The 13,113-nt window shown below is 66.1% G+C and carries 10 protein-coding genes; 5 read left to right on the top strand and 5 right to left on the bottom strand.

What is annotated here, in order from left to right; all coding sequences use genetic code 11:
- Window positions 1-249: 249 nt before the first annotated feature.
- From LQ771_RS01340 to LQ771_RS01325, 4 genes are all read left to right on the top strand, one after another.
- Window positions 250-1,383 (top strand): MraY family glycosyltransferase, encoded by a 1,134-nt coding sequence (locus tag LQ771_RS01340; RefSeq protein WP_231350622.1) that lies wholly within the window; start codon window positions 250-252, stop codon window positions 1,381-1,383.
- A 228-nt stretch (window positions 1,384-1,611) separates the two neighbouring features.
- Complete coding sequence (locus LQ771_RS01335; protein WP_231350620.1) at window positions 1,612-2,967, top strand: lipopolysaccharide biosynthesis protein; 1,356 nt, start codon at window positions 1,612-1,614, stop codon at window positions 2,965-2,967.
- Window positions 2,964-3,914, top strand: a complete 951-nt coding sequence (locus tag LQ771_RS01330) for an ATP-grasp fold amidoligase family protein (RefSeq protein ID WP_231350619.1) — start codon at window positions 2,964-2,966, stop codon at window positions 3,912-3,914. The genes LQ771_RS01335 and LQ771_RS01330 overlap by 4 nt, the downstream gene beginning before the upstream one ends.
- Before the next feature lie 155 nt (window positions 3,915-4,069).
- Complete coding sequence (locus LQ771_RS01325; protein ID WP_231350618.1) at window positions 4,070-5,296, top strand: glycosyltransferase; 1,227 nt, start codon at window positions 4,070-4,072, stop codon at window positions 5,294-5,296.
- 97 nt (window positions 5,297-5,393) lie between these two features.
- On the opposite strand, the gene LQ771_RS01320 is transcribed toward LQ771_RS01325, so the two are convergent.
- The 4 genes from LQ771_RS01320 to LQ771_RS01305 all read right to left on the bottom strand — a co-directional run bounded on the left by LQ771_RS01320 (window position 5,394) and on the right by LQ771_RS01305 (window position 11,194).
- On the bottom strand, window positions 5,394-6,824 hold the full coding sequence (locus tag LQ771_RS01320; RefSeq protein ID WP_231350617.1) for a tyrosinase family protein: 1,431 nt from the start codon (window positions 6,822-6,824) through the stop codon (window positions 5,394-5,396).
- Window positions 6,825-7,199: 375 nt separating this feature from the next.
- Window positions 7,200-9,104, bottom strand: a complete 1,905-nt coding sequence (gene cysN, locus LQ771_RS01315; RefSeq protein ID WP_231350616.1) for a sulfate adenylyltransferase subunit CysN — start codon at window positions 9,102-9,104, stop codon at window positions 7,200-7,202.
- The gene (gene cysD, locus LQ771_RS01310; protein WP_255674227.1) at window positions 9,104-10,084 is read right to left on the bottom strand and encodes a sulfate adenylyltransferase subunit CysD; all 981 of its coding nucleotides are present in this window, start codon (window positions 10,082-10,084) and stop codon (window positions 9,104-9,106) included. Before cysD ends, cysN begins: the two co-directional genes overlap by 1 nt.
- Before the next feature lie 126 nt (window positions 10,085-10,210).
- A complete protein-coding gene (locus LQ771_RS01305) occupies window positions 10,211-11,194 on the bottom strand; it encodes a sulfotransferase family protein (RefSeq protein WP_231350615.1) in 984 nt (327 codons plus the stop codon).
- A 375-nt stretch (window positions 11,195-11,569) separates the two neighbouring features.
- On the opposite strand from LQ771_RS01305, the gene LQ771_RS01300 reads away from it, so the two are divergent.
- Complete coding sequence (locus LQ771_RS01300; RefSeq protein ID WP_231350614.1) at window positions 11,570-12,121, top strand: DapH/DapD/GlmU-related protein; 552 nt, start codon at window positions 11,570-11,572, stop codon at window positions 12,119-12,121.
- Between the two features lie 202 nt (window positions 12,122-12,323).
- On the opposite strand, the gene LQ771_RS01295 is transcribed toward LQ771_RS01300, so the two are convergent.
- Entirely contained in the window at window positions 12,324-13,016 is a 693-nt protein-coding gene (locus tag LQ771_RS01295) for a sulfotransferase family 2 domain-containing protein (protein ID WP_231350613.1), read from the bottom strand.
- Between the last annotated feature and the right edge of the window lie 97 nt (window positions 13,017-13,113).

The raw sequence follows: 13,113 nt of genomic DNA, 5'->3' as shown, positions 1-13,113 counted from the left end.
ACGGGACAGGCGGGCGGCGCCTTCCTTGCAGGCAATTCGCGCCTGCCTACTGTTGACGAGAATTGCACTGGTGCCTGCCTACTCTGTCCGGAAGCCCTCCTCGTGGGGGCCAGGGAACGGGGATATCCGGTTTTGCCTGCGCATGCGGGTGTGCCGTGTCAGCGACGGGAAAGTCACGTCTGCCGCCATGGCCCGATCAGGAAGATGGGACTAGCCACTATGCAGTACTCCCGGATACTTATTGCTTGTATGACGGCCGCCTGCGTCTCCGCGCTGGCGATCGCCATTCTCTATCGGCTTGCCGGAACCTGGGGCTTGGTCGACCGCCCGAATGAACGCAAACATCACGTGGGCCACATTCCGCTGATCGGCGGTCTGGCCGCCTTCGTGGGCGTGCTTGCGGGGGCCGCGGTCGATGGGCAGACCCACCTCTTCACCAACGTGTTGCTGGCCACCGCGGCGGTACTCGCGGTGGTGGGTGCGCTGGATGACCGCTTCGACCTGAGTGTGCGTGCGCGGCTGCTGGTACAGACCGGCGCCGTACTGACGATGGTCGCGGTGACCGGCGTTCATATCCATACGCTGGGCCACCTGTTCGGCCACGAGTTCGAGCTGGGGGTGTTCGGCATCCCGCTGACCGTCGTGGCGGTGATCGGCCTGCTCAATGCCTTCAACATGATGGACGGCATCGACGGCCTGGCCGGCATGCTTGCGCTGATCAGCATCGCAGCCATCATCCTGTACCAGGGCCAGCCACAGTGGCCGGGCGTGGTCGTGCTGGTCCTGCTGGCCGGAGCGCTGGTGCCCTACCTGGCAGCGAACCTGGGCCTGGTCGGCAAGAAGATCTTCCTCGGCGATGCAGGCAGCATGGTAGTGGGCTACGTGCTGGCCTGGACGCTGATCCACCTGAGCCAGAGCGGCCCCAATACCGAGCTTTCCACCATCGACGTGCTCTGGTGCGTGGCCTTGCCGGTGCTCGACACGCTGCAGGTGGTGGTGCGCCGGGTCCGCGAGGGCAAGAGCCCGTTCAAGCCGGACCGCGGCCACATCCACCACATGATGCTGCGCGCCGGCCTGGGCCCGCGCACCACGCTGGCGGCGCTGGTGATGCTGGCCATCCTTCTGGCGCTGACCGGCATGCTTACCCATTCGCTGGCGCCCGGCAGCAACCTGATCGCCTTCGGCGCGCTGACGGTGATCTACGTGACGGCCATGGGGCGGCTCTGGCAGAAACAGCAGTCGGCACCCTCGCTGCAGCCCCGGCCCACGTTCGAGGCAGCGGCCCTGCCGAGCAACGTGGTGCGGCTGCAGTCTCCGGTGACCATGCTGTCCTCCTACAGCAAGCGTCCGAAGAGCTCCGAGCGCGGCTCGGCGGCCAATTAGCGATCCGCGGAACGGCGACGCGATTCGCCGTTCCGCTTCCACCGCCTCCCTCCCGGCCCGGACGCAGGTGGCGGGGCACCTCCCCTCCGACTTGCCCTGCCAGGTCCGGGTGGCCCTCCCGCGCGAGCGGCCCTGGCGACCATGCGGGAGGCCGCGGCGGCTGCACGGGCCATCCACCACGCACGGCCAACAATCCTTCCCCGCCGCTTCCGTGGAGACTGCCAAAGCGTGAGCTCGATCGCCTACCCCAAGCAGGCCAACATCTCCTCCTGGCTGGCGCAGCTGGCACGGCGACCGTTCCTGCGCAACGTGGTGGCGGTAACCGGCGGCACTGCCGCCGCGCAGCTGGTCACGATGGTGTTCGCGCCGGTGGTGGCACGCCAGTACGGGCCGGCGGCATTCGGCATCCTGGGCGTCTTCATGGCGGTGCTCGGCGTGCTCGCGCCGGTTGCCTCGCTGACCTACCCGATCGCCATGGTGTTGCCCAAGTCGGACAGCGACGCCAGAGGCATCGCGAAACTTTCGATCCTGATTTCGCTGGTGGTTGCGGGCGCTCTGGCGCTGGCTCTGGGCATCGCGGGAAACGCGCTTTCGGACCTGTTCGGACTCGATACCATCCGCGACTACCTGATGCTGCTGCCGCTGGCGGTGTTCCTGTCGGCCTGGATGCAGGTGGCCGAACAGTGGCGCATTCGAAAGAAGCAGTTCAAGACCACCGCACGCGTGGCGGTGCTGCAATCGTTGCTCCTCAATGCAAGCAAGGTGGGCATCGGCGGCTTCTATCCGGTCGCCTCGGTGCTGATCGTGCTGGCGACCGTGGCCAACGGGGTTTATGCCCTGATGCTCGGGATCGGCATGCGCTCCACGCTGGCCACCGCCAGCGACGAGGCGCCACGCCGCAGCCTGTCGCAGCTGGCGCGGGATCACCGCGACTTCCCGCTCTACCGTGCCCCGCAGGTATGCATCAATGCCGCCTCGCAGAGCCTGCCGGTGCTGATGCTGGCCAGCTTCTTCGGGCCTGCGGCAGCCGGCTTCTACGCGCTGGGGCGCACGGTGCTGTCGATTCCGATCCGGTTGATCGGCAAATCCGTCGGCGACGTGTTCTACCCGCGTTTCACCGAGGCGGCCCACGAGAGGCAGCCGCTTGATTCGCTGATCCTCAAGGCCACCGGATTCCTCGCCGTGGCCGGGTTGGTCCCGTTCGCGCTCGTCGTGGCGCTCGGCCCCTGGCTGTTCGCCCTGGTATTCGGCCGGGATTGGCTGGCCGCCGGTGAGTACGCACGCTGGCTGGCCATATGGCTTTACTTCGGCTTTCTCAACCGGCCCAGTGTGGCGGCGATCGCCACCCTCGGCATGCAGCGTTTCTTCCTCGGCTTCGAAGTGGTCGGCGTAGCCCTGCGTGTCGCGGTGATCTGGGGCGCCTTCCACTGGTTCCACAGCGACATGCTTGCGGTCGCCGCATTCTGCGTCGTGGGGGCCATCCTCAACGCTTTCCTCGTCGGCGCCACGATCGTCGCCTGCCGAAAAATCAGTACGACGACAGGCACGGGGGGAGGCTCCACCATGCAACAGGCAGCAAAATGAAACACAAGCCCAAGACCCCGAGGGAAGAGGATTCGCCGCTGATAAGAGCGCTCCCCGACTGCGCCTATTACCACTACAAGTACAAGCGCATCCACGGACGGCTGTGCCGCTTCGAGCACCCCCGGCGGTTCTCCGAGAAAATCTTCCATCGCATGCGCTACCCCTCGCCGCTGTTCTCGATGCTGGCCGACAAGGTCGAGGTGCGCCGCTATATCGCCGACACCGTTGGCACGCAGTACCTGGTGCCAGCCCATCTGGTCGCCGAGATGGTGACGCCGGAAACCTTCGACGCCCTGCCCGACAGCTTCGTGATGAAGGCCAACCACAGCTTCGGCCAGTTGCGCATCGTGCCGGACAAGCGCGAGGAGGATCCGTTGGAGCTCTCACGCCTGGCCAATGGCTGGCTGACCTCGCAGTTCTCGGCACGGATGCGCGAGAAGCATTACGGCTTCATTCGCCCCCGTGTCATCTTCGAACAGGCACTGCTGACGGGCGGCCGGCCGCCGGCCGACTTCAAGTTCAACGTATTCAACCCGGGCCCGGGCCAGAAGCCGTACATCTTCATCCAGCACATGCAGGGGCGCTTCGAACACCTGACCCAGGACCTTTACGACGAGGAATGGCGTCCTGCACCGTTCCACCTGCTCAACCAGAAGACCAGCGGCCGGCTGGCACCGCGGCCGGCGCAGCTTGACGAGATGCTGCGGATCGCGCGGAAGCTGGCCGAACCGCTGGGCTACATGCGGGTGGACCTGTACCTGCATCAGGGACACATCTACGTGGGCGAGCTCACGCTCACCCCCGGCGCGGGCCGGTACTTGTTCGACCCGCCGGACTGGGACGACAAGCTCGGAGCAAAGTTCGGATGGCCCGAGCCGCTGCCCTCCCGGGTCCTCCCATTCGGCGGCGGCGCCGCGGCGGCAACGCCGCGTGTCGCGGCGCCATGAACCGCGATAACCAGAAGGACGCAAACGCCATGACAGAGGAAAGTCAGATGGTCCTGCAGAACCGTCGCCCGGCAACGGCGGCTGTGCACGACGTGGAAGACGGATTCCCCGCATACGCCCGCGAAGCTGCGATCAACCGGAGCGAACACGCGTCCATGACCGATCCGCCCGTCAGGAAGACCGCTCATCGCCCGACCGTGATCGTTTACAAATCCCGGCTGTTGCCCTATTCGGAGACGTTCATCCGCGAGCAGGTGCGCATGTTGTCCGGCTGGCGCGGGATCCTTGCCGGCGATGGCATGGTCAGGAAGGGCCTGGCGCTGGATGGCCTGGACGTGCGCATGCTCGGCTACCGGCACCGTTTCGCCCGGCACCTGGCCAGCCTCGGCTCGCCCTACCTGATCTGGTCATGGGCGCGCCTCAGGGCACTGAAGGCCGAGCGCGCGGACCTGCTGCATATCCATTTCGCCACCGACGCCTACCGGATCTGGCCACTCGCTCGCCAGCTCGACCTGCCGACGTTGATCACCTTGCACGGCTACGACATCACCACCTACCGCAGCTGGTGGGAAGCGGGCAACGGCGGGAGGCACATGCGCAAGTTCCCCGCCGGACTGCTGAGGCTGGCGCAGGACCGCCGTGTCCATTTCATCGCGGTGTCCAAGGCGATCCGGGAATCGGCCATCGAGTTCGGCCTGCCGGAGGACAAGATCACCGTACGCCCCATCGGCGTGGACACCAGGCGCTTCACGCCGGGCCCCATCCCGATTGCCGCGCGGCGCGACGTCCTCTACGTGGGCCGACTGGTGGAGAAGAAGGGGTGCCGCTACCTGCTGCAGGCCTTCGAGCAGATCCAGGATGACTTCCCCGAATCCAGCCTGGTGATCGTGGGCGATGGGCCTTTGGGGCCCGAGCTGAAGGCGTATGCGAAGGAACGTGGCGTGCGTGCGATCTTCCGCGGCGCGCTGCCGGTCGAGCAGGTTCGCGAATGCCTGGATCGATCACGGATGTTCTGCCTTCCCAGCATCACCGCCGAGAACGGTGACGCCGAGGGCATGGGCATCGTGTTGCTGGAGGCCCAGGCCGCCGGCGTGCCGGTGATCACCTCTGCGCGCGGCGGTGCCCAGGAAGGCATAGTCCACGGCCGCACCGGTTTTGCCCACGCCGAGAAAGATGTAGCTGCCCTGCGCGAAGGGTTGCGGGCCCTGCTGGTCAGTGACGAACTGGCGGCCAGCTTTGGTGCCGCCGGGCGGCGCCACATGGTCGAGAACATGGACATCCGGGACTGCATGGCGCGACTGGAGGCCTTCTATGACCACCACGCCTTCAGCCACCTGCCCATGGCCGCGCAGGCACTGCGGTCGGCGCGCGAGGGACATTAGCCGGCGATGCGCAGATGGCCTGTTCCCGGAAGGGGGCAGGCCGCAGGCCGGCGCTCCCGAGGCATGCAATTCGGTCGCCCGCGACCCGTCCGCGCGGTTATCTGCCATTCGTCTCCAGGCGCATCCGGTCGACCACGACCACCCGGCCGGCAGGGCCTTGGCGCCCGACGCGCACGAGCGACACGCTCAACTTGTCCAGGCTTGCCGGCCAGATCCTGCGCAACGCTTCGGTAACGGGGAAGCGAAGGGTCGCCTGGGTCGGCCCCTTGGCGTGGTCGCCCTTGGCGCCGTGCATCGGTTTGCCTGCGGCCATGCGTGCGTTCATCGCCGCGACGCTGAGCCCGAACGGACCGATCGTGCCCAACAGGTAATCGCGCTCCTGCCGGGCGGATGAACCCGCCTCGGGGAGGTTTAGGAAGACCTTGTAGAAGAATCCGCCCTGCTCGCCCAGGCCGGTCAGTCGCACGTTCTCCAGTACCAGTTCGATCGAATCGCCGGTTTGCCTGGTGGTGGCCGGGCCGATCATCACGCTGCGAATGTGGCTGGCATCCCGGGCCGGCATGGGAATATCGAAAGTGACCGAGCGCTCGTCCAGCGCGAATTGGCCCGTACCGCCAAGCTGCCTGGTCGTGGCGCCCATCTGGGCCGGCGCCAGAAGCTGCACGGGCTGGCTGGCCGGGCGCGCCACCGAAGTGGAGCCGGACGGGGTCGTCGGCATGGTCAGGTCGTCGTACTGGTAGCCCAGATAGGTGCTCGTGGTCGAGTAGGTCCACACCTTGGGTACCGGGCGAATGGCGGCGCCGTACTGCAGGTCATCCCCCTGCCAGTACGGATCGTCCTCGGGTGGCATCGCGCGCCCGCTGCCGGCCGCCACCCAGGCTGCCCAGAGCCGGTCAATATTGGCGTGGTGCACGTAGAAAATGGGATCGGCTGGAGAGAAGGTGATGTTGGACATGGCGCCGCCGATGAGGTCGTGCACCGGATTGTGGGGCGCGGTTTCGAGCTTCGCTTCGAAGGCGTGACCGCTGCCGCGCTGGAAGTTGACGACGTCATCGGCAAAGGCCGCCAGGCTTAGCGCGCCGCTGACGTCGTTGGAAACGCGGTCGCCGCGCCACAAGGGCGAGTACTGGACCTGGAACTCCGCCGGGAGGTACGGGTCGGCGTAGTAATTCCAGTACGGCAGGCGCAAGTCGCTGACGCCGGATACCGCGCGCAGCTGCCCTTCGAACCGCTTGAGCAGGCCGCGGTGCCAGGCCAGGAAGTAAGGGCTGTGGTGCGGACAGAAATCCTCGTGGACCTTGATCCAGTAGTACCAGCTGCCGGGATCGGTCTGGTCCTTGTTGTCACGCATCTTGCCGATCGTGTCGATGAAGGTCTGCAGGTACGGGCCCTGGGCGAACTCCGCCCAGCTCTGGCGGATCGCCGGGGTATCCCCGCTATCGATCGTGGCCGTGAACGCAGTCTTGGGAAGCAAGGGGATCAGTGCCGCCGTCATGGACGACTGCACGAAGCGTCGGCGGGAAATCATGGTTTATCCCTCAAAAAAAAATGGAAACCAGCGTCCCGCGAAGGCATGCCGGAAGAGACACGGGAGCACATCGCCTTAACACTTAGAGCACACTCGTCGTCAACATGACGTTCAGATTGAGTGTGGACGCAGGCATGGACCGTGCTTTCGCCCGGGCGGCTCCCGGACGGACCCGCGGCCCCGCGCCTACGCCTTCCGCGCGGGCGGGCTGCAAGTTGGCGATCTCAGCGCCGAATGCCCGGGCGCAGGCCTCGCAGTGTCATGTCGCAGGCGCGGATTGCGGTGGACGACCCGCTCTGGAGGCACCGGTGCCCCTTTCGGAACAGCGGCACCGGCCGTGGTCCCCTTCCCGCAGGAAAAGGGACCACACGTGCATCAATGGCCAAGCAGATGGTCGATCACCCGCTGTGCAAGCTCGTCCACGGACGCACCCATGGTGTCCAGATGCATCTCGGGGTGCTCCGGACGCTCGTAAGGTGAGTCGATGCCGGTGAAGTTCTTGATCTGCCCGGCACGCGCCTTCGCATAAAGGCCCTTGGGATCGCGCTGGGCGCAAACTTCAAGCGGCGTGTCGACGAACACCTCGCGGAACTCGCCGTTCCCGAACAGGCTTCGCGCCATACCACGCTCGCTGCGGAACGGACTGATGAAGGACACCATCACGATCAGGCCAGCGTCGACCATCAGCTTCGACACTTCCGCGACGCGGCGGATGTTCTCCACGCGGTCCTCGTCGGTGAAACCGAGATCGCGGTTGAGGCCATGGCGCACGTTGTCGCCATCGAGCATGTACGTGTGATAGCCCATCGCGTGCAGGCGCTTCTCCACCACGTTGGCAATGGTCGACTTGCCCGAACCGGACAGTCCGGTGAACCACAGGCACGCCGGCATCTGCCCCTTGATGCGGGCACGCGCGACACGATCGACATCGGTGTGCTGCCAGTGGATGTTCTCCGCGCGGCGCAATGCGAAGTTGAGCGTACCGGCGGCCACCGTGGCATTGGTCTGGCGGTCGATCAGGATGAACGCGCCGAGCTCGCGGCAGTCCGCGTAGGACTCGAACGCGATCGCGTGATCGAGACCGAGGTTGCAATAGCCCACCTCGTTGAGCTCCAGGCGCTTGGCAGGACGCTTCTCCTGCGTGTTGACGTCGACGCGGTGCTTGATCTCGGTGACCTGCGCCGTGACCAGGCGCGCACCGATCTTCATCCAGTACGGGCGTCCCGGCAGCAGCGCGGCCGTGTCCATCCACAGCAGGTGCGCCGCGAACTGGTCGGCCACCTGCGGCGGCGAGGAAGTCGCGGCGATCACGTCGCCGCGGCTGATGTCGCGTTCGTCCTCGAGCTGGATCGCCACTGCGTCGCCTGCCACCGCCCGCGGCAGGTCGCCGTCGGCGGTGACCAGGCGCGCCACGCGCGAGCGCACACCGCTTGGCAGTGCGACGATCTCGTCACCCGGAGCGATAGAGCCGGCGACGACCTGCCCGGCGTAGCCCCGGAAGTTCTGGTTGGGGCGGCAAACCCATTGCACCGGCATGCGGAAGCCGAGCTTGCTGGTGGCGTGCTCGACCTGCACGGTCTCCAGATGCTCGAGCAGACTGGGGCCGTTGTACCACCCCATTGCCTGCGAACGACTGGAGACGTTCTCGCCCTGCAGCGCCGAGAGCGGGATCGCGGTGACGTTCTCGATACCCATCTGGGCGGCGACCAGGCGGTAGTCGCTCTCGATGCGCTTGAAGGTGCTCTGCGCGTAGTCCACCAGGTCCATCTTGTTGACCGCCAGCAGCACGTGGCGGATGCCGAGCAGGCTGCAGATGTAGGTGTGGCGGCGGGTCTGCGTCAGCAGACCCTTGCGCGCATCGACCAGCACGACTGCGAGGTCGGCGGTGGAGGCGCCGGTGGCCATGTTGCGTGTGTACTGCTCGTGCCCCGGGCAGTCGGCGACGATGAACTTGCGCTTGTCCGTGCTGAAAAAGCGGTAGGCCACGTCGATGGTGATGCCCTGCTCGCGCTCGGCGGACAGGCCATCGACCAGCAGCGCGAAATCCAGTTCGCCGTTCTGCGTGCCGTGGCGCAGGCTGTCGCCCTCGAGCGCGGCCAGCTGGTCGTCGAACAGCAGCTTGGTGTCGTACAGCAGACGGCCCAGCAGGGTGCTCTTGCCGTCGTCGACGCTGCCGCAGGTTATGAAGCGCAGCAGGCTCTTGGTCTCGTGTCGCTGCAGATAGTCGTCGATCGCGGTGACGGCGCTGGACTGCTGGCTGTCGGTGATTTGCAGATCCATCAGAAATAGCCCTCCTGCTTCTTCTTTTCCATCGAGGCCGAGGCGTCGTGATCGATGATGCGGCCCTGGCGTTCGGAGGTGCGCGCGATGAGCATTTCCTGGATCACCGCCGGCAGCGTGTCGGCCTCGGACTCGATCGCGGCGGTGAGCGGATAGCACCCCAGCGTGCGGAAGCGCACCTTGCGCATCTGCGGCACCTCGCCCGGCTCCAGCGGCATGCGGTCGTCGTCGACCATGATCAGCTGGCCGTCACGCTCCACCACCGGACGCTCCTTCGCCAGGTACAGCGAGGGGACCTCGATGTTCTCGCGGTAGATGTAGAGCCAGATGTCCAGCTCGGTCCAGTTGGACAGCGGGAACACGCGCACGCTCTCGCCCTTGTGGATGCGCGTGTTGTAGAGGCTCCACAGCTCCGGCCGCTGGTTCTTCGGGTCCCACCGGTGCTGCGCGTTGCGGAAGGAGAACACGCGCTCCTTGGCGCGGGATTTCTCCTCGTCGCGGCGCGCGCCACCGATGGCCGCGTCGAACTTGTACTTGTCCAGCGCCTGCTTCAGCGCCTGGGTCTTCATGATGTCGGTGTGCACGCTGGCGCCGTGGCTGAAGGGGTTCACCCCCTGCGCCACGCCTTCCTGGTTGGTGTGCACGATCAGCCGGCAGCCGGTTTCCTTCGCGCGGCGGTCGCGGAAGGCGATCATCTCGCGGAACTTCCAGGTGGTGTCCACGTGCATCATCGGGATCGGCGGCGGCGCCGGGTAGAACGCCTTCTGCAGCAGGTGCAGCAGCACCGAGGAGTCCTTGCCGACCGAGTAGAGCATGACCGGGTTGGCGAACTCGGCCGCCACCTCGCGCATGACGTGGATGGCCTCGGCCTCCAGGCGCTTGAGGTGCGAGGAGGTGGCAAGGGTGTGGAGGTCGATGTCGCCCGCCGGGCCGCCTTGGCGCGGCTGGTTTTCATTGTCCGGGAGTGCAACCAGGGCCATGGTTCTGTCCTTTGCTTGCGTGATGGTTACGCCAACAGTGCGGCGATCGCCACACTGTAGGTATTGGCTTGTGAAAGGAATCGCTAGGTTTCCGTTACCGCTCGGCGCATAGGGGTCGCGCTGCGCTCAGTGGTCGCACAGTTCCTGCAGCCGCTGCGGCCAGTCGCCCAGCCGCGCGTGTATGTGCGCGCGCTGCTCGGGCGTGAACAGCTGCTGGAACTTCGTGCCGTTGCGCGGAGCGATCTTTTCCTGGATGTTCTTCTTGTGTGGTTCCCGGTGGCGCACGATCTGGTCGAACACATCGCCGCGCGCTTCCACCATGCCGGGCCGGTAGTCCAGGCCGATGAACCGGCAGACCGCTTCGGCGACCTTCGCCGGGTCGGAGGCAAGGCTCTCGTAGGACACGAACAGCCGGCCCGGGCGGCCCGCCTGACGCATGGCATCGCGCGCGGAGCACAGCCAACGGTTGATGCAGCCGTCGAGCGTGCCGTAGCGGGGATGCCAGCGATCCGGGTACTTCCGGGCCACGTCGTAGAGCGAAGCGATGTTGTCCGGACCGGAACGGATCACGCAGACCACCTTTGCCTCGGGCATGAAGCGATCGACCGTGTCCAGGTAATGCAGGTGGTCGGGGGTCTTCTCCAGCCAGACGGTCCTGCCGCTGTCCCGGGCGACACGCTCCCCCAGCGAAACGTACAGACGCGCGGCGGGGTCGAGCATGAATGGGCGGGCCGGTACTTGGGCCATGAGGTCCGGCCGATCGGAATCCGCCAGAAACTCGATCAGCCGTCGCCGGCAGGCACGCCACTGGGTCAGGTCCATCGCGACCCGGCAACGATGTGCCACGCGCGAGCGGCGCTCGCGCCAGGACAGCGCGGGCATGCGGAACATGCGTTCGGACCGTTGCCCCACCGAGTCGGCGAAGAAATGTGTTTCCGGCGAGGAGAAGACCTCCGGATGCGCGGCGATGATCGACTGCATCAGGGTGGTGCCCGATCGCGGGCAGCCGACGACCAGCACGCTTCTGACCGCACCGCGTTCCACCTTCGCAACGCCCGGCACCGGGCCGGGAGCCGGCGACCTGGTCGCCGCGGCATCGACCGCGCTCATCGCAACGTCTCCGCGCCATGCCCGGCGGCCGGAGCCGTGCCGCGCGGGTCGCACACCGGCCAGGTGCAGCACGTGGCCGCCAGGATCAATGCGATGCCGGCGCAGGGGAGTTCGCAACCGGTCAGGGATGGGAATCGATGCATTACCGCCTCGGAATACCGGAGAGCAGCCGATGGTCGGCAATCGCGCGTGAAACGTCTGTATAACATTCATGCCGTTCTGGCTGATGTCGATGCACACTCCGGGCGTTAATGAATTCACGCCCGTGCTGGCGCCGACGCGTTAGGATGACGGCCCATCGAACGGTTTGCCCGCGTGTATTCGCGCATGCGCGTCAACCGGCCTCCCACCCGAACATTGAAGTGGAGAACCCGCATGAGGGAAGCGGTATTCCTTGCACTGGCCAATCACCTGCCGCGCATGCGCGTCTGCGACCGTTTCCGCTATGTGCTTTATCGCCTGGCCGGCATGCGGATCGAAGGCAGGTGCAGGCTTTGGGGACCGATCACGCTGCGTCCGCTGGGCAGTGCAGGCAACATCCGCATCGGGAGCGGCACATTCATCAACACCGAAGTGCGTTTCGCCGCCGCCGGGGCGATCAGCCTCGGCAGAAACGTGCAGGTCGGGCCGCGGGTAATGTTCGAGACCGTCAGCCACGGTCTGGTCTACGAGCCGGGCAAGGGACGTGGAGACTGGGCCATGCCCATCGTGGTCGAAGACGAGGTATGGATCGGCGCCGGGGTGATCATCACCCAGGGGGTCACTGTCGGCCGTGGCTCGGTCATCGCCGCCGGCGCGGTGGTGACCCGCGACGTGCCCGCCGGCGTGATCGCCGGAGGAGTCCCCGCGCGGATACTCAGGCAGGTCGCTGAGGTCGCTGCGGGGGCGGCTCCCAGCGACGGTCCCGCGCAGCCAGTGGCATCCTGAGCGGCGCTCCCGGGCAGTAACCCCGCGGAGGGGAATTGTGCGCCTCCCACTACCGCGGGGGGCCGCCCGCGGCGCCACCGGCATCATGCCGGCGCGTCGACGGCCCGGCGCGTCGACGGACCGGCGCGACGACGGCCGGCGACACGCGCCCGGGATGACTTCTTCGGCCGGCCGGCGACCCGGGAGGTCGCCGGACACCGCATCAGAAGTGGTAGCCGAGCAGGCGAAGCTCGTCGCCGAACATGCTGGTCACCCAGTCGCGCTCCTCCTCGCCCAGCACCTCGCGGTAGCTGCGGGTGTCGGCGCGGTGGCTGGACTTGGCGCGAGGGAGTACCAACGGCTCGGGCAGCCCGATGGCCTTCCTGACCTCTTCCAGTTCTTCCGCGATCGATTCATAGCGGCAGACGCGATCGACCGCGACCTGGCCGTCGAGGGTGTAGACCTCGTATCCGCGATGCTTGAGGCCAAGCGCCTGTGGCGAGTGGATGAAGCTCGAAAGCGGCGGCCGCGGCTCGGTGCGATTGCACCAGTAATAATGCGAAATGACCCGGTCGTACGGATTGCGCTCGAAACAGAACTTGTAATAACTGTTCCACACGTCCTCGCCGATATATTGACGCACCATCCGGCCGGTAATGTGATTGAAAAAACGCGATTTGCGCCGCCCCTTGAGCAGCAATGCGGCTATATCCCGCAGGCCGTAATCGCTCCATGGCGCATGGAAATTCTGTGGGCCCCGGTATCCGAGCCTTTGCCGGGTCTCTTCGTCCACGGGCGAGATCGGCGTAATGATGTCGTCCGGACCACAGAACTTGGACAACGCGATCTCGATCGACGTGCCGGCAGTCTTGTTGGTCTTCAGGAAAATGAACTTGTGCTTGTGCGAAACGATCATGGCAGTCTTCCTAACTGACCCGACGGTAGGGCCGGAGCGTCGGCGGCAGGCTCAGCCGGCGCACGACGGCGGACTTTGAACATTTTTCCAGAGAGGG

Source organism: Frateuria soli, from assembly GCF_021117385.1.
In the GTDB taxonomy this organism is placed as follows: domain Bacteria; phylum Pseudomonadota; class Gammaproteobacteria; order Xanthomonadales; family Rhodanobacteraceae; genus Frateuria_A; species Frateuria_A soli.
Note: the sequence above shows the minus strand (reverse complement) of the source record. Positions and strands in the feature narration are given on the sequence as shown.